At 70.8% G+C, this 18,493-nt stretch carries 18 protein-coding genes; 7 read left to right on the plus strand and 11 right to left on the minus strand.

Going from position 1 to position 18,493, the window contains the following annotated elements; translation table 11 throughout:
- Nucleotides 1-75 precede the first annotated feature (75 nt).
- The 3 genes from menE to WA675_RS11575 all read right to left on the minus strand — a co-directional run bounded on the left by menE (nt 76) and on the right by WA675_RS11575 (nt 2,696).
- The gene (gene menE, locus WA675_RS11565; protein WP_336084528.1) at nt 76-1,209 is read right to left on the minus strand and encodes an o-succinylbenzoate--CoA ligase; all 1,134 of its coding nucleotides are present in this window, start codon (nt 1,207-1,209) and stop codon (nt 76-78) included.
- A gap of 181 nt (nt 1,210-1,390) precedes the next feature.
- Nucleotides 1,391-1,783, minus strand: a complete 393-nt coding sequence (locus WA675_RS11570) for a VOC family protein (RefSeq protein WP_336084246.1) — start codon at nt 1,781-1,783, stop codon at nt 1,391-1,393.
- Nucleotides 1,784-1,802: 19 nt separating this feature from the next.
- Nucleotides 1,803-2,696: a 1,4-dihydroxy-2-naphthoyl-CoA synthase gene (locus tag WA675_RS11575; protein WP_336084247.1), complete on the minus strand. Its 894-nt coding sequence runs from the start codon at nt 2,694-2,696 to the stop codon at nt 1,803-1,805.
- Between the two features lie 141 nt (nt 2,697-2,837).
- Between WA675_RS11575 and WA675_RS11580 the strand changes: the two genes are divergently transcribed.
- Complete coding sequence (locus WA675_RS11580; RefSeq protein WP_336084248.1) at nt 2,838-3,284, plus strand: DUF6918 family protein; 447 nt, start codon at nt 2,838-2,840, stop codon at nt 3,282-3,284.
- A gap of 149 nt (nt 3,285-3,433) precedes the next feature.
- Here WA675_RS11580 and WA675_RS11585 read toward each other — a convergent pair whose 3' ends face one another.
- A complete protein-coding gene (locus WA675_RS11585) occupies nt 3,434-3,616 on the minus strand; it encodes a hypothetical protein (protein WP_336084249.1) in 183 nt (60 codons plus the stop codon).
- On the opposite strand from WA675_RS11585, the gene WA675_RS11590 reads away from it, so the two are divergent.
- Both WA675_RS11590 and menD read left to right on the plus strand, forming a co-directional pair.
- On the plus strand, nt 3,615-3,914 hold the full coding sequence (locus WA675_RS11590; RefSeq protein ID WP_336084250.1) for a hypothetical protein: 300 nt from the start codon (nt 3,615-3,617) through the stop codon (nt 3,912-3,914). The genes WA675_RS11585 and WA675_RS11590 overlap by 2 nt on opposite strands.
- A gap of 263 nt (nt 3,915-4,177) precedes the next feature.
- Entirely contained in the window at nt 4,178-5,809 is a 1,632-nt protein-coding gene (gene menD, locus WA675_RS11595) for a 2-succinyl-5-enolpyruvyl-6-hydroxy-3-cyclohexene-1-carboxylic-acid synthase (protein WP_336084251.1), read from the plus strand.
- Here menD and WA675_RS11600 read toward each other — a convergent pair whose 3' ends face one another.
- The gene (locus WA675_RS11600; RefSeq protein WP_336084252.1) at nt 5,810-6,049 is read right to left on the minus strand and encodes a hypothetical protein; all 240 of its coding nucleotides are present in this window, start codon (nt 6,047-6,049) and stop codon (nt 5,810-5,812) included.
- A 159-nt stretch (nt 6,050-6,208) separates the two neighbouring features.
- Here WA675_RS11600 and WA675_RS11605 point away from each other — a divergent pair, with 159 nt between their 5' ends.
- Nucleotides 6,209-6,799, plus strand: coding sequence for a TIGR03086 family metal-binding protein (locus WA675_RS11605; protein WP_336084253.1), 591 nt, complete (start codon nt 6,209-6,211; stop codon nt 6,797-6,799).
- On the opposite strand, the gene WA675_RS11610 is transcribed toward WA675_RS11605, so the two are convergent.
- Nucleotides 6,792-7,403: a TetR/AcrR family transcriptional regulator gene (locus tag WA675_RS11610; RefSeq protein ID WP_336084254.1), complete on the minus strand. Its 612-nt coding sequence runs from the start codon at nt 7,401-7,403 to the stop codon at nt 6,792-6,794. The two genes, WA675_RS11605 and WA675_RS11610, sit on opposite strands and share 8 nt — an antisense overlap.
- Before the next feature lie 82 nt (nt 7,404-7,485).
- Here WA675_RS11610 and WA675_RS11615 point away from each other — a divergent pair, with 82 nt between their 5' ends.
- On the plus strand, nt 7,486-8,529 hold the full coding sequence (locus WA675_RS11615; protein ID WP_336084255.1) for an aldo/keto reductase: 1,044 nt from the start codon (nt 7,486-7,488) through the stop codon (nt 8,527-8,529).
- Between the two features lies 1 nt (nt 8,530).
- On the opposite strand, the gene WA675_RS11620 is transcribed toward WA675_RS11615, so the two are convergent.
- The 4 genes from WA675_RS11620 to WA675_RS11635 all read right to left on the minus strand — a co-directional run bounded on the left by WA675_RS11620 (nt 8,531) and on the right by WA675_RS11635 (nt 15,481).
- On the minus strand, nt 8,531-12,892 hold the full coding sequence (locus tag WA675_RS11620) for a molybdopterin-dependent oxidoreductase (RefSeq protein WP_336084256.1): 4,362 nt from the start codon (nt 12,890-12,892) through the stop codon (nt 8,531-8,533).
- Nucleotides 12,893-13,078: 186 nt separating this feature from the next.
- The gene (locus WA675_RS11625; protein ID WP_336084257.1) at nt 13,079-13,792 is read right to left on the minus strand and encodes a demethylmenaquinone methyltransferase; all 714 of its coding nucleotides are present in this window, start codon (nt 13,790-13,792) and stop codon (nt 13,079-13,081) included.
- Between the two features lie 33 nt (nt 13,793-13,825).
- Nucleotides 13,826-14,971, minus strand: a complete 1,146-nt coding sequence (locus tag WA675_RS11630; RefSeq protein WP_336084258.1) for a glycosyltransferase family 4 protein — start codon at nt 14,969-14,971, stop codon at nt 13,826-13,828.
- A 72-nt stretch (nt 14,972-15,043) separates the two neighbouring features.
- On the minus strand, nt 15,044-15,481 hold the full coding sequence (locus WA675_RS11635; protein ID WP_336084259.1) for a DUF3592 domain-containing protein: 438 nt from the start codon (nt 15,479-15,481) through the stop codon (nt 15,044-15,046).
- Between the two features lie 40 nt (nt 15,482-15,521).
- Between WA675_RS11635 and WA675_RS11640 the strand changes: the two genes are divergently transcribed.
- Nucleotides 15,522-16,019 carry a DUF2505 domain-containing protein gene (locus WA675_RS11640; RefSeq protein ID WP_336084260.1) on the plus strand — a complete coding sequence of 166 codons (498 nt, stop codon included), beginning with the start codon at nt 15,522-15,524 and terminating at the stop codon, nt 16,017-16,019.
- Between the two features lie 36 nt (nt 16,020-16,055).
- Here WA675_RS11640 and WA675_RS11645 read toward each other — a convergent pair whose 3' ends face one another.
- Complete coding sequence (locus tag WA675_RS11645; protein ID WP_336084261.1) at nt 16,056-17,321, minus strand: geranylgeranyl reductase family protein; 1,266 nt, start codon at nt 17,319-17,321, stop codon at nt 16,056-16,058.
- A 145-nt stretch (nt 17,322-17,466) separates the two neighbouring features.
- On the opposite strand from WA675_RS11645, the gene WA675_RS11650 reads away from it, so the two are divergent.
- Nucleotides 17,467-18,489 (plus strand): polyprenyl synthetase family protein, encoded by a 1,023-nt coding sequence (locus WA675_RS11650; RefSeq protein ID WP_336084262.1) that lies wholly within the window; start codon nt 17,467-17,469, stop codon nt 18,487-18,489.
- The last annotated feature ends 4 nt before the right edge of the window (nt 18,490-18,493 follow it).

Raw genomic sequence — 18,493 nt, forward strand, 5'->3', positions numbered from 1 at the left:
GCGACCTACGGTGCCCACCCCGCCTTGCGTGGCTCTTGCACCGGCATGTCACGGCCCGTGTAAGGCCGCGACAGCTCAGCGCGCGGTGTCGGCCCGCAGGTGCGCGCGCAGTGCGGCGCGGTCGGGTTTACCCGGTCCACGCAGCGGAATCTCGTCGAGAACCGCCAGCTCACGCGGGGCGGCGATGGAATCCAGCTCGGCAACGACATGCGCGCGCAGCTCGTCCAGCGTCGGCGCGGCGCCCGGCGCGGGCACGATCGCCACCGCCACCCGCTGACCCAGCCGCTCGTCGGGCAGGCCGAGCACGATGCACTCGCGAATGCCCGGATGGGTGGCCAGCACGGCCTCCACGACCTGCGGGATCACCAGCAGCCCGCCGGTCATGATCGCCTCGTCGAGGCGACCGGAGATGGTCAGCACGCCGTCGGTGTAGGTGCCCGCGTCCTCGGTGCGGAACCAGCCGGGCTCGGCGAAGGCCGGATGATCGGGCAGATTGCGGTAGCCTCGCGCGACCATCGCCCCGCCGAGCACCACCCGGCCGTCCTCGATCCGGATCAGCGTGCCGTCCAGTGGCACGCCCTCGTAGACGCACCCACCGCAGGTCTCGCTCATGCCGTAGGTCCGCACCACATTGATGCCCATGTCGCGGGCCCGGTCGTAGACGGGCAGCGGGGTGGCCGCCCCGCCGACCAGCACGGCGTCCAGCTCGGCCAGCGCCTTGGCCGCCACCGGCGAGTCCAGCGACTTGATCAGCTGCGTCGGCACCAGCGCGGTGTAGCGGCGCGGGCCGCGCATGGCGGCCACGGCCCCGGCCAGCGCCTCGGGCAGGAACCCGCCCGACACGTCCAGCACGGTCGGTTCGGTCCCGGCCAGGATGCTGCGCAGCAGCACCTGGATACCGGCGATGTGATGGGTGGGCAGCGCCAGCAGCCAGCTGCCCGGCCCGCCCAGCCGCTCGTGGGTGGCATTGCCGCTGGCCCGCAGGGCCTCGGCGCCCAGCAAAGCGCCCTTGGGGATGCCGGTGGTGCCCGAGGTCGTCACGACCAGGGCGACGTCGTCGTCGATCGGATCGCCGGGCTTGAGCGCGTCGGAGAGCCTGCGCGCCTCACGGCGGTCGGTGGTGGGAATCGGCAGCCAGGCCGGGCCGCTGCCGTCGAGCGCCTGCCGCAGGTGGGGAAGCACTTCGCCGACACCGGAACCGGTCGGCATCTGCAGCGTCCGCAGCGTTCTGCTCACGCCTTCACCTCCGGATACAGCTTGCTGCGCGCCCTCACGGCTTCGATCGTGTCATGCGACCGACAAGACCCGGCCAACGGGTCTGTTTGCGGTTGCTCGCAGCTATCGTGCGCGGCCGGACCACGATCGGCAACTCGGCTCGGCCGGGTCGCGCTCACTCCGGGGGCCGACGCTGATCGCGCCGGATCGGATGCTCGGCCGGAACCTCGACCAGCACCAGCGGCACCCCGTCCGGGTCCCGCACCCACATCTCCCACAGACCCCATGGTTCGAGCGCGGGCGCGCGCTCGATCACGATTCCCTTCAGCGCCAATTCCGCCGCCGCGTCGGCGATGTCGCGCACCTGCAACCAGATCGCGCCCGCGAAGCCGCCCGGCTGCTCGCCGCCGCCGTGCCCGGCGACCTCGAGCAGCGACTGCCCGGCGAAGAACACCGTGCCGCCCGGGTACTCCCTGGCGATCGCCAGCCCCAGCCCGTCCCGGTAGAACTCCAGCGTGCGGGCATAGTCGCTGGGCCGCACGATGATCCGGCTGTTGAGAATCTCCATGGGGTCCGCCTGTCTCGGGTCAGAAGTACCAGGGGTAGGGGGTCCAGTCCGGTTCGCGTTTCTCCAGGAACGAGTCGCGGCCCTCCACGGCCTCGTCGGTCATGTACGCCATGCGGGTCGCCTCGCCCGCGAAGAGCTGCTGGCCGACCAGGCCGTCGTCGAGCAGGTTGAACGCGTACTTCAGCATGCGCTGGGCCTGCGGGGATTTGCCATTGATGTCGGCGGTCCACTCCAGCGCGACGTTCTCCAGCTCGTCGTGGTCGACGACCTTGTTCACCGCGCCCATCTGATGCATCTCCTCGGCCGTGTACGGCCTGCCGAGAAAGAAGATCTCGCGGGCGAACTTCTGGCCGACCATCTTGGCCAGATACGCGCTGCCGTAACCGCCGTCGAAGGAGCCCACGTCGGCGTCGGTCTGCTTGAACCGCGCGTGCTCGCGCGAGGCCAGCGTCAGGTCGCACACCACGTGCAGGCTGTGCCCGCCACCGGCGGCCCAGCCGTTCACCAGCGCGATCACCACCTTGGGCATGAACCGGATGAGCCGCTGCACCTCGAGGATGTGTAACCGGCCAGCGCGCGCGGGATCTACGGTGTCGGCGGTCTCGCCCTCGGCGTACTGGTAGCCGCTGCGGCCACGGATGCGCTGGTCGCCGCCGGAGCAGAAGGCCCAGCCGCCGTCCTTGGGGCTCGGTCCGTTGCCGGTGAGCAGCACCGCGCCGACATCCGAGGACATCCGCGCGTGGTCGAGCGCGCGATACAGCTCGTCGACGGTGTGCGGACGGAACGCGTTGCGCACCTCGGGCCGGTCGAACGCCACCCGCACCGTGCCCTGCTCGATATGTCGGTGATAGGTGATGTCGGTCAGGTCCTCGAACCCGGGGACGGGCCGCCACAGCTTCGGATCGAAAGTCACGACCCCGATTATTGCCCTACTGTCGCTCGCGGTGGTACATGGTCGTGACACCGCAGGTGGAGCGGTCGCGCGGTGCCGGACCGACCCGGTGCGTATAGTTGCGGCTGCTCGTTCAACGAACCGATCCGGAGGAACCTGAAAGTGGTTGCAGCACTGTCTGAATCCCTGCTCGACGACACCAAGCGTCCGGCTTTCCTTGCTGACGCCGTCGAGGTTCTCGACGCCGAGGTCTCGGACAAAGGTGGTGCGTCCGGCCTGGCCGTGAAGGGTGGCTACGCGGCGGTCAAGAAGATCAGCCCCACCATCGTTCCGGATGCCCTCGCATCGCTGGCGCCCAAGCTGCTCGACCAGCTCCAGCCGTACTGGGCCGAATTCACCACCTCGGGCACCGGCACCTTCGCCGACCTGCTGACGTCGAAGTCGGACGAGGTCGCCGAGTCGCTGCTGGCTGTCACCGATGCCCGGGCCGAGGCCTCCTCGCGTCCGGCTCTGCAGAAGGTCTACTCGTCGATGCGTGGCTCCGCCAAGAAGCACGTCGTCGAGGCGCTGCCGCGGGTTGCCGACCTGGTGCAGAAGCACGCGGGCTGAGCAAGGGGCGGGGCAGCCCCCGCCGTGATCGTCACGAAAGGCCGGTGCGGCCGCCGGGGATGTCTCCGGGCCGCACCGGCCTTTCGCGTGCGCGGTGACCACACTCACGTAACGACGTGCCGGGAGTCGCACGCCACAGTGTTTTCCGGTCAGCGGTAAATTCCGGTCGGGAGATTGTGAGCCGGATAACGGCGCGGGTGAACGGCAGGAAAAGCGAAGGTCGCCGGAAATTCGGGCGCCGCGGCGGCGGTGGAAAGTTCCGGATCGCATCGATTACGTTGCTTTTCGAGCGGTTCGAAACGCGAATTGCTGAAAGGAAGTTCGGTTCTCATGATCTCTCGCAAGACTCTCGCCGCCACCGGCGCCGCTGCCGCCGCTGCCGCCATGTTCCTCGGTCCCGTCGCCGTCGCGGGCGCCGACTCGGGCTCCGCGGGCACCGGTTCCTTCAGTGGCTCGGCCAGCGGATCGGCCGATCTGGCCAGCGGTTCCGCGGACCTCACCACCGGCTCGGCCGCCGGTTTCGGTGTGCTCGAGTCGGGCAGCGCCGCGGTCGACAGTGGCACCTCCGCGGTGCTCAACATCATCGAATCCGTCATCGGCATCCAGGATCTCACCCAGCCCGCTTCCTGAGCGGTTCCGCGGACACTCGCCGAAATCCGGTGCCGGGCCCTGTGCCCGCACCGGATTTCTTTTTATTGGTGATCTTGTTGCGGATTCTTGAATAGTCTCGCTTCGTCATATCAACAGATATGCATCGGCCGATCTGAAATTCGGGTGAATTGTCCGGAGAATGCGCTCGGTGGGCCCGGAACCCGGTCCGCCGACCCGCCCGTGACGCAGGCAACGCGGGCCGGGGGGAGACGTGGGTATCCCGGTCTGACAGGCTGGGGTTTGTGAATCCGTCTACTGCGCAGGCCCGGGTGGTCGTCGACGAACTCGTGCGCGGCGGCGTCCGCGAGGTGGTGCTGTGCCCCGGCTCGCGCAATGCCCCGCTGGCCTTCGCCCTGCAGGCGGCGGACGTGGCCGGGCGGCTACGGCTGCACATGCGCATCGACGAGCGGACCGCGGGTTTCCTCGCGATCGGGCTCGCGGTGTCCTCGGGGCGGCCGGTGCCGGTGGTGATGACCTCGGGAACCGCGGTGGCCAATCTCGGGCCCGCGGTGCTCGAAGCCAACTACGCGCGGGTGCCGCTCATCGTCATCAGTGCCAACCGGCCCTACGAGATGCTGGGCACCGGCGCCAATCAGACCGTCGAGCAGATGGGCCTGTTCGGTAGCCAGGTCCGGGCCACGATCAGCCTCGGGCTGGCCGAGGCGGAGGCTGGCGAGCTGAGCTATCCGCGGCAGAACAGTGTGTGGCGCTCGGCGGTGTGCCGGGTGCTCGCCGCCGCGCGCGGAACCCGCTCGGGCAATGCCGGACCGGTCCAGTTCGACATTCCGCTGCGCGAGCCGCTGGTCCCCGAGCTGTCGACCGATCCGCTGCCGCCGGGGCGCGCCGAGGACCGGCCGTGGACCGCGACCCAGTACGCCACCCTCGACGTTCCCCTCGATATCGACCTCACTCCCGACACGGTGGTCATCTCCGGCCACGGCGCCGGGCTGCGTCCCGAGCTCGCGGCCCTGCCGACCGTGGCCGAGCCGACCGCGCCCGTGCACGGCCCGGCCCTGCACCCGCTGGCGCTGCCGCTGCTGAAACCGACCCAGGCGATCATCACCGGGCGGCCCACCCTGCACCGGCAGGTCTCCCGGGTGCTGGCCGACCCGGAGGTCACCGTCTTCGCGCTCACCACCGGTCCGCGCTGGCCCGATGTGTCCGGCAATGTCGTCGGCACCGGCACCCGCGCGGTGACCAGCGGCGCACCGGATTCCGCCTGGTTGCGGCGCTGCGCCGACCTCGACCGGCAGGCCCGCGCGGTGGTCCGTGACGAGCTGGCCGCGCACCCCAAGGCGACCGGTCTGCACGTGGCCGCGGTCGTCATGGACGCGCTGCGCGAGGGCGACCAGCTGCTGCTCGGCGCCTCGAACCCGGTGCGCGACGCGGCCCTGGTCGCACCGCCGCGCCCCGGCGTGCGCGTGCTGTCCAATCGCGGCGTGGCGGGCATCGACGGCACCGTTTCCGGCGCGGTCGGCGCCGCGCTGGCCCATCCCGGCCGCACCATCGCCATGATGGGCGACCTGACCTTCCTGCACGACGCGTCCGGCCTGCTCATCGGCCGGGGCGAACCGCGCCCGGACAACCTCACCATCGTGGTCGCCAACGACGACGGCGGCGGCATCTTCGAACTGCTCGAACAGGGCGACCCGCAGTACGCGGGCGTCTTCGAGCGGGTCTTCGGTACCCCGCACGGGATGGATCTGGCGGCGCTGTGCGCGGCCTACCGCATCCCGCACCGCCAGGTCGACCCCACCGAGCTGGCGGTGGAGCTGACCGGGGACGCGCACGGGCTGCGGGTGCTCGAGGTCGCGACGGAACGCTCCAGCCTGCGCGAACTGCACGCGACCGTGCGCGCGAAGATCGCGGGCTAGCTAGCGGTCGGCGCCGAGCTCCTCGTCCTCGTAGGGGACGGAGAGGGTCTGCTCGATCACGTCCGCGGGGTTGGCGTTGCCCGCGTCCTGGGCGACGTGCGCGGCGACCTCGGCGTAGTCGGCCGCGTCGGCGAAGGCCGGATCGTCCGCGTCGTCGTCCCGGAAGGCCGATTGTTCCTGTTCGACGCGATCGGCCTCGGGGACTTCGTCCAGCGGGCGGGCGGGGTCGTACTCGCTCATCGATCCTCCTCGGTACTACCTCGGACGTGGTGATGGAACGGTCCTGCGATTCCAGCGTGCGCCGATCACGCGCGCTCGGCAACCCGCGCGGGCCGATGAATCCCGGGCCGTGGCGTCGTCTCTACAGGTAACGCCGTCCATCGCCGCCGAGGAGTCCGCATGCAACCGCAATTCGATCTCGCCGCCGCCGCCCGATCGCTGGCCACCGTGGTCGAGGGCATCACCGACGACCAGCTCAGCGCTCCCACCCCGTGCGCCGACACCGTGGTCTCCCAGATGTTGTCCCACGTCGTCGGCCTCACCGAGGCCTTCCGTCAGGCCGCGACCAAGGAGTCCGCGGGCCAGAGCGCCCCGCCCAGCCTCGACATTCCCCTGCCCGCCGACTGGCGGACGCTGGCCCCCGCCCGGCTCACCGCGCTGACCGCCGCCTGGCACGCGCCCGAGGCCTGGGACGGTGACGCCGAAGCGGGCGGCATCGTGCTGCCCGCGCCGGTCATGGCGACCGTCGCGCTCGACGAGCTCGTCATCCACGGCTGGGACCTGGCCGTGTCGACCGGGCAGTCGTTCGGCGCCGATCCGCGCGATCTGGCGATCCTGCGCGAGTTCCTGCGCGAGACCGACCCGGAGGGCACCCCCGGCCTGTTCGGGCCGGTGGTCGAGGTCGACGCGGCGGCGCCGGAGCTGGACCGGCTGCTCGGGCTCACCGGCCGCGACCCCGCCTGGCGTCCGGCCGCCCCGGCCGTCAGCTGACGAAGGCGCCCGCGGCGGCGGCGATGGTGGCCGCGCGGGCGGCGGCGTCGGCGGCGGCCTCGTCGATCGGGTCGCCGCTGGCGAGTAATCGGTAGTACAGCGGGCCGGAGACCGCCGAGAGGACCGCGCGCGGGTCGGTGCCCGGCGGCGCCTCACCCCGGGCCACCGCGTCCTCGACGCAGGGCGCCCACTCGGTGAGCCGGATGTCGTAGAAGGTGTGCAGGGCGGTGGCGGTGGACTCGTCGCCGGTGGCGGCGGCGATGACGGCCCGGAACAGATTGCCCTGCCGGGGATCGGTGAGCGTCCCGGCGACCAGCCGGGCATTGGCGGTGAGGTCGTCGAGCAGGGAGCCGGTGTCGGCGCGGGGCAGCGACTGCTCGGCCATCTCCACCAGCAGATCGGCCACCAGGCCCGCGGGGGTGCGCCAGCGGCGGTAGACGGTGGTCTTGCCGACCCCGGCCGTGGCGGCCACCTCGGCCAGATCCAGGGCCGGGTAACCGTGATCGGCGAGCAGATCACCAGCGACCTGCAACACCGATTCGCGCACCCTGGCGGTGCGTCCACCTGGGCGAACCGAGCCGGGCCAGGCGATGTCGTGGCGCATAACGGAACTCCTGTTTCATTTAGTGGTGATCGGGTGTACTGTCGATCCTGTTAACGGAACTATAGACCCTTTAGGAGTTCTCATGGAATACCGTCGGCTCGGCGCATCCGGACTTCTCGTTCCGGCGCTCGGCTTCGGTGCGGGCACCTTCGGCGGCCGCGGCGCCCTGTTCAGCGCCTGGGGCGATACCGACGCCGCCCAGGCCCGGCGCCTGGTCGACATCAGCCTCGACGCGGGCGTCACCTTCTTCGACACCGCCGACGTCTACTCCGAGGGCGCCTCGGAGGAGGTGCTCGGCGCGGCGATCAAGGGCAGGCGCGATCAGGTGCTGCTGTCCACGAAATCCGCCCTGCCGACCGGGCCGGGCCCGCACGAGGCCGGGTCCGGCCGGGCCCGGCTGATCCGCGCCGTCGACGCGTCGTTGCGCCGCCTCGGCACCGACTATCTCGACCTGTTCCAGCTGCACGCCTACGACGCGGGCACACCGCTGGCCGAAACACTCTCGGCCCTGGACGATCTCGTGCGCGCGGGCAAGATTCGCTATCTGGGCGTGTCCAACTTCGCCGGGTGGGAACTGATGAAGACGCTGTCCACCGCCGAGTCGCTCGGCCTGGAAAAGCCGGTGGCCCACCAGGTCTACTACTCGCTCGTCGGCCGCGACTACGAGTGGGAGCTCATGCCGGTCGGCGCCGATCAGGGCGTCGGCGCGGTAGTCTGGAGCCCGCTGGGCTGGGGCAGGCTCACCGGCAAAGTGCGGCGCGGTCAACCGCTTCCGGCGGGCAGCCGCCTGCACGAGACGGCGCAGGCCGGTCCGCCGGTGGACGACGAACACCTCTACACGGTGGTCGAGGTCCTCGACCGGATCTCCGCCGAGACCGGCCGCAGTGTCCCCCAGATCGCGCTGAACTGGCTGCTCACCCGCCCCACGGTCGCCACCGTCTTGATCGGCGCCCGCAACGAGCAGCAATTACGGCAGAACCTCGACGCCGTCGGCTGGCAGCTCGACCCGGAGCACCTGGCCGCCCTCGACGCCGCGAGCGCCACCACCCCGCCCTACCCCTACTACCCGTACCACCGGCTGCCGGACTTCGCCCGGCTCAACCCGCCCGCGGTCCGGGCGGCGTGAGTCAGTAGACGTCGCGCACGTAGCGCTTCTCGGCGACCAGCTGCTTCTTGAAGGCCAGGGCCCCGGCCTCGTCGAGTTTGCCGTGGATCTGGGCGATCCGCAGCAGCGTGTCGTCGACGTCCTTGGCCATGCGGGCGGCGTCACCACACACATAGAAGTGGGCGCCCTCGCGCAGCCAGGCCCACAGCTCGGCGCCGTGCTCGATCATCCGGTACTGCACATAGATCCGCTCGCGCTGGTCGCGGGAGAAAGCGAGGTCGAGCCGGGTGAGGAAGCCCGAGCGGAACATGTCCTCCAGTTCGGCGCGGTAGTAGAAGTTCTGCGCGGCGTGCTGGTCGCCGAAGAACAGCCAGTTGCGGCCGGTCGCGCCGAGCGCCCGGCGCTCGTGCAGGAAACCACGGAAGGGAGCGATACCGGTGCCCGGACCCACCATGATCATCGGGGCGTTCGGGTCCAGCGGCGGGCGGAAATGTGGTGCCCGCTGCAAGAAGATCGGCACCTCGGCGCCTGCGCGGTCCGCCAGGAAGGTCGAGCACACCCCACCGCGGCGAGCGGCATCGCCCACCGGGTCGCCGTAGCGCACCACGCCGACGGTGAGCTGGACTTCGTCCGGGGTGGTCAGCGGGCTGGAGGAGATCGAATACTGGCGGGGCTGAAGCTTTTTCAGCGCGCCGAGCCAGTCGACGAGATCGGTGCGGACGGGGAAGTCGCGCAGCACGTCGACGGCCTGGCGATCCCACAGATAGCCCGCGAGCTCGTTGCGATTGTCGCGGCGCAGCAGCTTGGCCAGCTGCGGATGCGGATTGCGTTCGGCGATGAAGCCGAGCAGATCCTGGCTCACCTTGGTGATGTCGAAGTGCGTGCGCAGCGCCTCGGCGAGCGGGAGCTCACGGTTGTCGAGCTCGACGCTCCGGCGGCCGTCCAGCCCGGTGGCCGTCAGCCATTCCTCCACGAGATCGGTGCAGTTGGCGGGCAGCACACCCAGCGAGTCGCCCACCTCGTACCCGGCCTCGAGGTCGTGCAGGTCGAAACCGAAGCGGCGCACTTCCTTCGACGAGCCGGGTGCACTGAGGATCTCGTTACGCATCAGCGTCACGCGGACCGGCGACTGACGGGTGAACGGTGCGGGTGCGGGCCGCTGGGTGCGCGTGGCCTGGGGGCGGTCGAGCACGGTCGCGCCACCGCGTCCGGCGGGAGCGCTACCCACGCCCGCGGGTGCCGGACCGCTCGCGGGGCCACCTGCACCGAGGTTGCCCGAACCGGAGTTCACCAGTCCGCTCGCGGGAGCGAGGGCGCCCGGGGTGGCGAAACCGGCCGGACCGGCCGGACCACTGGAGCCGGGTCCGTTGGTACCCGTGCCGAAGTGCGCGGGGTCGGTCGCACCGCCGGAGCCGGGTCCGGTCGGCAGGCCCGCCGGAGCAGTGCTGGTCGCGGGGTGGTCCGTGGCGGCCGCGGTGAGCACCTCGATCACCTCGTCGAGCCACTGGTCGGCGGCGTCGGCGAAATCGGGTTCGCTGTCGACGCGGGGGAGCAGCCGCTGCGCGCCGCGGGCGGCGAGGAGCGTGTCCAACTTGCGGCCGTGGCCGCAGAAATCGTCATAGGAGGAGTCACCCAGTGCGAACACCGCGTAGCGGACCTCGGTCAGGCGGATGATGCTGTCGTCGAGCCGGGTCCAGAAATCGGCGCCGTTGTCGGGCGGGCCGCCGTCACCGAAGGTGCTGGTCACCACCAGGATGTCGCCGGTGAGGGCGGTCAGCTCGCAGGAGTCCATGTCCAGCAGGGCGGGGGTGCGGCCTGCCTCGGCGAGCCGGGCCGCGACGGTGGCGGCCAGCTCCTCGGCATTACCGGTCTGCGAGGCCCACAGCACGGTGAGCGGCCGCGTCGCCGGGGCCGGGGCGGCGAGGGGCTCGGTGGCGCCCGCGGTGCCGCGCGAGTACATCCCGGCCAGCAGGCCGTCGACCCATAGTCGCGACGGGGCCGACAGCGGCGCGCTCGCGGGCAGCACCGGCTGACCGGTCACCGGCAGCGACTGCAGCGCCGCGAGATAGCCGCCCAGGTAGATGCGTTCGGTCTCGCTCAGGGTCGGCGCGGTGCCCGCCGCCAGGCCGAGGATCCCGGCCAGCGGGTGGGCGACCGGTGCGGCGGGTGCCTGCTCGGGCTCGGCGGCCGGACCCACCCGGCGCAGCGCCACGGCGCAGGCCTTGAACTCCGGTTGCAGCGAGGCAGGGTCGACGGCGTCGTTGGTGACAGCGTTGATCGTCAGGTACTCGCCCTGTTCGTCGTTCCAATGGAAAGGAGCAAAACAATCACCGGGACGAACCCGATCACTGACCCGCACCGGCAGCACGGCCCGGCCCCGGCGCGAGGCGATCTCGAGCTGATCACCGGCCCGCAGGTCCAGGCGCTGCGCGTCGGCCGGGTGGATCTCCACGAACGGCGCGCCGGTGAGCTTGGTGAGTTTGCCGACCTTGCCGGTCTTGGTCATCGTGTGCCACTGGTGTTGCAGGCGGCCGGTATTGAGCAGGAAGGGGTAGTCGTCATCGGGCAGCTCGGCGGCGGGCAGGTGCGGGCGCGCGAAGAACACCGCGCGGCGGCTGGGCGTCGCGAAGGCCAGCGCCGGGGTGGTGCCGTCGGCCTCCACGTGCAGCGGCTGGTGGCGGCCGTCGTTGCGGTAGCGGATCGGATTGCGCGGCGAGTTCTCGTCGGCGCACGGCCACTGCATCGGGCCCTCGCCCAGCCGCTCGTAGCTCATTCCGCTCAGGTCGTAGCCGGTGGCGGGGTTGGTGAACTGCCGCAGCTCGGCGAACACCTCGGCGCTGGACGCGAAGTCGAAGCCGGGGAAACCCATGGCGGTGGCGACCTGCGCGATCAGCAGCCAGTCCGGCCGCGCGTCGCCGACCGGGTCCAGCGACTGCCGCAGCAGGGTGACGTTGCGCTCCGAATTCACCATCACCGCATCGCTTTCGGCCCACAGCGTGGCGGGCAGCAGCAGATCGGCGTAGGCGTTGGTCGCGGTCTCGGTGTAGGCGTCCTGCACCACCACCAGCTCGGCCGCCTCCAGCCCGGCGATCACGGTCTTGCGATTGGCCACGGTGGCCACCGGATTGGTGCAGATGATCCAGGCGGCCTTGATCTCGCCCTCGGCCAGACCACGGAACATCTCGATGGTGCCCGGCCCGGCCTCGGTGCGCAGGGTGCCCGCGGGCAGCTCCCACGCGGTCTCGACGAAGGCGCGGTCGTCGGCGGAGAGCAGGCTGCGCTGGCCGGGCAGGCCGGGACCCATGTAACCCATCTCGCGCCCGCCCATGGCATTGGGCTGGCCGGTGAGCGAGAACGGGCCGCTGCCGGGGCGGCAGATCGCGCCGGTGGCCAGGTGCAGGTTGATCAGGGCATTGGTGTTCCAGGTGCCGTGGGTGGACTGGTTCAGGCCCATCGTCCACAGCGACATCCACTCGCCCGCCTCGGCGATCATGGTGGCCGCGGCGCGGATATCGGCCTCGGCCAGGCCGGTGATCTCGGCGACCCGGGCGGGCGGATAGTCCGCGAGGAATTCCGGCATCGCGTCCCAGCCCTCGGTGTGGGCGGCGATGAAGCCGGTGTCGATCGCGCCGTCGGCGACCAGCAGGTGCAGCAGGCCGTTGAGCAGCGCCAGGTCGGTGCCGGGGGCGATCTGCAGGTACAGGTCGGCCCGGGCGGCGGTATCGGTGCGGCGCGGGTCCACCACGATCAGCTTGGCGCCCGCCTTGAGCCGGTCGGTCATCCGCAGGTACAGGATGGGGTGGCAGTCGGCCATATTGGCGCCGCTGACGAAGAACAGGTCGGCGTGCTCGAAATCGTCGTAGGACCCGGGGGGCCCGTCGGCGCCCAGCGACTGCTTGTAGCCGGTGCCCGCGCTGGCCATGCACAGCCGGGAGTTGGCCTCGATGTGCTTGGTCCGCAGATATCCCTTGGCCAGCTTGGTGGCCAGGTACTGGGCCTCGAGCGACATCTGCCCGGAGACGTAGAGGGCGATGGCGTCGGGACCGTGCTCGTCGAGGATCGCGCGCAACCGGGTGGCGGTCTCGTGCACGGCCTCGTCCACCGGGAACGGAACCGGCACCTGTCCGCGTTCGGGGCGGTGGTAGGCGGTGTCCATCCGGCCCGGCGCGGCCGTCATCTCGGCGTGGGTGGCGCCCTTGGTGCAGAGCCTGCCTGCGTTGGTCGGGTGCAGCTTGTCGCCGCTGACCTTCGCGATCACCCGAGCGCCCGACTGATCAGTCTTGGTCTGGACCGTAATTCCGCAGCCGACGCCGCAATACGAACACTGTGTACGCACAGTGTCCGCGCCGCGGATGTCAGCTTCCCCTGTCATGGCTTCGATCATCCGCACTCGTCGTTGCGCCGGATTTACCGAAAGTTATGTCCAGGTGACAATCGACCTCACCGGACGAAATTTTCGCTGTGAGGTTGCGGCCGGAATATCGCCGCTGATCAGGGGATGTGCCGGGTGGTCGCCGCCCGCTCGGCGCGGGCGCGGGGTGACCGTTCTCACCCCGGCCCGGCGGCCGGTTCAGGCCAGTTTGTAGCCGCGGTGCAGCGCCACCACACCGCCGGTGAGGTCACGCCACTGCACCGAGTCCCAGCCCGCGTCCGCGATGCGGCGTGCCAGCCTGCGCTGGTTGGGCCAGGCACGGATGGATTCGGCGAGATACACGTAGGCGTCCGGATTGGAGCTGACCGCCTTGGCCACCCGGGGCAGCGCCTTCATCAGGTATTCCATGTAGACGGTGCGGAACGGCCCGAACACCGGTGTGGAGAACTCGCACACCACCACCCGGCCACCGGGCTTGGTTACCCGCAGCATCTCGCGCAGCGCCACATCGATCTCGGCCACATTGCGCAGGCCGAAGGAGATGGTCACCGCGTCGAAGGAGTTGTCGGCGAAGGGCAGCGCCATCGCGTCCCCGGCCACCATCGGCACCTGCCGGAACCGGCCCGCCCCGAGCATGCCCTGGGAGAAGTCCGCGGCCACGCACCAGGCGCCGGACTTGCCGAGCTCCACCGTGGACACCCCCGTCCCGGCCGCCAGGTCGAGCACCCGCTCGCCCGGGCGCAGCGCGAGCGCGCGCCGGGTAGCCCACCGCCAGTACCGGTCCTGGCCCGCGGAGATGACCGTATTGGTGAGGTCGTAGCGCTTCGCCACACCGTCGAACATCGACGCGACCTCGTGGGGTTGCTTGTCCAGCGAAGCCCGAATCGGTTCCCGCTGCTCTGTTGTCGCCACGAACCGAGCTTATCGGTCGGCCGCGCCGGGCTTCTAGGCCGAGCGCGGCATGCGTTCGCGCGATCCGGTCACATCCGCGTAGTGCCCGAGCAGTTCGGTGCAGATCGCGGGCCAGGTGCGGTGCAGCACCGATTTGCGCGCCGCCGCGGAGAATCGCGCGCGGATCTCGGCGGCCCGCAGCGCCGACACCGCGCTGGGCAGCAGTTCGGTGAACCGGTCGACCGGCAGCAGGTAGCCGTTGCGGCAGTGCGCGATCAGATCGCGCGGTCCGCCCTGGTCGGGGCCGATCACCGGCACCCCCGAGGACAGCGCCTCCTGCACGCCCTGGCAGAAGGTCTCGTGCTCGCCCGGATGCACCATCACGTCCAGGCTGGCGTAGTGCGTGGCCAGCTCGTCGCCGCCGAGCTCACCGGTGAACACCGCGCCGGGCAGCAGCTCGCCCAGCTTCTCGCGCTCGGGCCCGCCACCGACGACGACCAGCTGAATCGACGGATCACCGGCCAGCACCGCCAGCCGTTCGACGTGCTTCTCGGGCGCCAGCCTGCCCACGAAGCCGACCACGAGCCGCTGCGGGTCAGCGCCCAGCCAGCTCGCCCGCAGCTCGGCGCTGCGCGCGGCCGGGGTGAACCGGTCGATATCGACCCCGCGGCCCCAGCGATGTACCCGGGGGATGCCGTGCTGGGCCAGATCGTGCGCGGCCGCCGAGGACGGGGCCAGCGTGCGGGTGGCGCCCTCGTGGATCCGGCGGGTCCAGGCCCAGGCCGCCCGGGAGGCCAGTCCCAGCCCGTAGCTCTTGGCGAACCCGGCCACATCGGTTTGATATACCGCGATCGAGGGGAGATCGAGCCGGGTCGCGGCCGCCAGCCCGCCCGCGCCGAGCAGGAACGGCGAGGCCAGGTGCACCACATCCGGGTCGAAGGCGGCGATGGCCGCGGTGATCCCCGGTTGCGGCAGGCCCACCGGCAGCGAACTCACCTTGGGCACCATCATCGCGGGCACCCGGTGCACCGGGAAGCGGCCGTGGCAGCGCGGGGCCGGGGCCACACCGCGCAGGGTGTCGGGCGCCACGATCATCACGTCGTGCCCGTGCTGGTCCAGATGGTCCACCACCCGCAGCACGGAGTTGACGACGCCGTTCATGTTCGGCAGAAATGACTCCGCCACGATGGCTACGCGCACCCCGTCAGCCTGACCGGCCCGGTACGCGACACCCCTACGCCGATGTGAAGCCCCGGCGAACAGCCGGGGAAATCACGCCGCGCGCTTGCGCCGCACCAGCCACAGCACCGGCAGGGCCAGCGCCCACACCACCACGATCACCGAGGCCGCCGGGATGATCGCCACCCGGGCGTCGCGCCCGGCCACCCGGACCAGGTCGGGATCGCGCGTGCTGTATTCGACATTGATCCGCTGACCTGCGGTCAGGTTGGTCGGATACAGGATGCCGACCTTGGGATTGTGGGTCACGCTGTCCGGTGTCACGTACATGACCGCCGAGCGCAGCCTGCCCGCCGAGAGCACCTCCCCGGAGGTGACGCCGCGATGATTCTCGATCTCGTAGTCGTTGCGCCAGGCCGCCAGAACCAGCAGCACCATCAGCACGCTGATCACCGTCGCGGTGCCGAGCACCCCGGCGCGCACCCGTCGCAGGCGCACGTTCCGCCGCTCCGACTGGCTGGTTTCCGACACCCGGCCACCTTAATGGTCCGCTGGACTAGCGTGTGCGGGCATGTCCCGAAAATTCAGCTTCACCGTGCCCTACACCGTCCCGGTCGAAGATCTTCACCGGGCACTCGTCGACGATGCGGTCTGGCAGCAGCGATTCGCCGGCGCCGACACCGCGACCCTGGAACTCTCCCATCCCGACGGACCGGGTTCGATCCGGATCCAGATGACCGAAACCCCCGGCCAGGACAAGGTTCCCGGCCTGGTCCGCAAGGTGCTCAAGAGCGATCTGGTGCTCGCGCGCACCGACCACTGGCAGCCGCTGCGGGGTGAGATCGCCAAGGGCAGCTTCACCGGCCACACCGGGGGCATCAATACCGAGATGTCGGGCACCTACGAGCTGCGCCCGACCGCCGAGGGCAGCGAGATCGAAGTCGTCGGCACCGTCACCGTCAAGGTCCCGCTGGTGGGTGGGGCCATCGAACCGCTGGCCGAACAGCTGCACCAGCGGGTGCTCAACAGTGAACGCAAATTCATCGAAGGATGGTTCGCCAAGCTGTAGGACATCGCAGCGGGTGCCGTCCACCGGGCGGCACCGTCAGCTGAAGGGGGCCAGATCGTCGGCGCGTAGCGAGGCCCGGCCCGCCGCCCGCCAGGCCTTCGCCGTGAGGTCGAGATCCTCGTCGGTGACCAGGTTGCCCATCACCCGGACCGCGGTGCGCTGCAGGTACTTCGAGCGCATCACCGGCGGACCGCCCAGCGGCACCATCCGCGGATGGGTGGCCAGCCCGGCCAGCCTGCGGGCCACCGAGAAGGTCCGGCCGTAGCGCTCACGCAGCAGCTGCGGCCACACCGCGCGCAGGTCGCGTTCGTCGAGCAGTTCCGAGAGCATGTGCCCGCCCTCGAGGCCGTAGTCGATGCCCTCGCCGTTGAGCGGGTTGACGCAGCCCGCCGCGTCACCGACCAGCACCCAGTTCGGCCCGGCGACCCCGGAGACCGCGCCGCCCATCGGCAGCAGCGCCGAGGCCACCGCGCGCAGCTCGCCCTCGAACTGCCATTCCTCGCGGCGCAGCCGGGTGTAGTGCTCGAGCAGCGGCTTGAGCGCGATGTGCGAGGGCCGGGCCTCGGTGGCCAGCGAGCCGACGCCGATATTCACCTCGCCGTTGCCCAGCGGGAAGATCCAGCCGTAGCCGGGGATCAGCTCGTTGTCGGCGTTGCGCAGTTCCAGGTGCGAGGAGATCCACTGGTCGTCGCTGCGCCCGGACTTGATGTAGGCGCGCGCGGCGGTGCCGTAGGCGAAGCGGCGGTGCCAGGTGCGGCCCAGCTGCTTGCCGACGGGGGAGCGCACGCCGTCGGCGACCACCAGCGTCTCGCAGCGCACGGTGTGGGTCTGCGCACCGAGCCGCACCGTCACCCCGGTGACCCGCTCGCCGTCGCGCAGCACCTCGGTGACCTTCGCGCCGTCGACCATTCGAGCGCCCGACTTGATCGCGGTCTCGCGCAGCTTGTCGTCGAGTTCGGTTCGCGGAACGGCGCTTCCGTAGGTCGGGAACGACCCGCCCGGCCAGGGCAGCAGCGCCTCGCGGCCGAAACCGGCCATCCGCAGCCCGTGGTTGACCGTGTGCGCGCGCACCCATTCGCCCAGGCCGAGGTGCTCGAGCTCGGCGGTGGCGCGCGGGGTCAGCCCGTCACCACAGGTCTTGTCGCGCGGGAAGATCGCCGCGTCGAGCAGCAGCACATCGCGGCCGGCCCGGGCGGCCCAGGCCGCCGACGCCGAGCCCGCGGGCCCGGCTCCGACCACCAGCACCTCGACGGCGGCGGGCAGCGGAGCACGGTCGGCGGGGGTGAGATCCGGTGAACCCATGTCTCAATACTGGCACCTGCGGGCGCTGTGCGAGAGTGTCGGGTACACGGGGAATAGTCAGTGTGTGACGGTGTTCATCGGCGTGGGCCCCGGAACACGCTAGGTTGCTACCCGTCGGGGTCGGACCATTCACTGGGAGAAGAACATGAGCGCATCGGCTGTGAGCGACGAGAGCACCGTGGTTGCCGGGGTCGATCTCGTCGATCCCGAACTCGCGACCACCGTGCGCGACGGCCTGGCCGCGGTCGAGAAGCTGCTCGTGGACGAACTCTCCGACGGTGAGGATTTCCTCCAGGAAGCCGCCCTGCATCTGGCCCGCGCGGGCGGCAAGCGCTTCCGGCCGCTGTTCACCCTGCTCACCGGCCAGCTGGGCCCCAACCCGACCGACCCGGCCCTGGTCACCGCGGGCACCGTGGTGGAACTGGTGCACCTGGCCACGCTGTACCACGACGACGTGATGGACGAGGCCCCGCAGCGGCGCGGCGCGGTGAGCGTCAACGCGCGCTGGGGTAACAGCATCGCCATCCTGTCCGGTGACTACCTGTTCGCGCACGCCTCCCGGCTGACCTCAACGCTGGGCCCCGACGCGGTCCGAATCATCGCCGAGACCTTCGCCGAACTGGTCACCGGCCAGATGCGGGAAACCATGGGCGCCAAGAAGTCCCAGGACCCGGTCGAGCACTACCTGCGCGTGGTGTGGGAGAAGACCGGCTCGCTGATCGCCGCCGCGGGCCGCTTCGGCGGCACCTTCTCCGGCGCGAGCGCCGAGCACGTCGAGCGGCTGGCCCGCCTCGGTGACGCCGTCGGCACCGCCTTCCAGATCTCCGACGACATCATCGACATCTCGTCCTCGGCCGAGCAGTCCGGCAAGACGCCCGGCACCGACCTGCGCGAAGGCGTGCACACCCTGCCGGTGCTCTACGCCCTGCGCGAGTCCGGCGCCGACGGCGACCGCTTGCGCACCCTGCTGGCGCGTCCGCTGGAAACCGACGCCGAGGTCGACGAGGCCCTCGACCTGCTGCGCCGCTCGCCGGGCATGGCCAAGGCCAAGGACAAGCTCCAGTCCTACGCCGACCTCGCCGACACCGAACTGGCCGCGCTGCCCGCCGGTCCGGCCAACGACGCCCTCACCCGCCTGGTCCGGTACACCATCGAGCGCGTGGGATAACCGG

It is taken from the genome of Nocardia sp. SSK8 (assembly GCF_037034205.1).
Lineage (GTDB): Bacteria > Actinomycetota > Actinomycetes > Mycobacteriales > Mycobacteriaceae > Nocardia.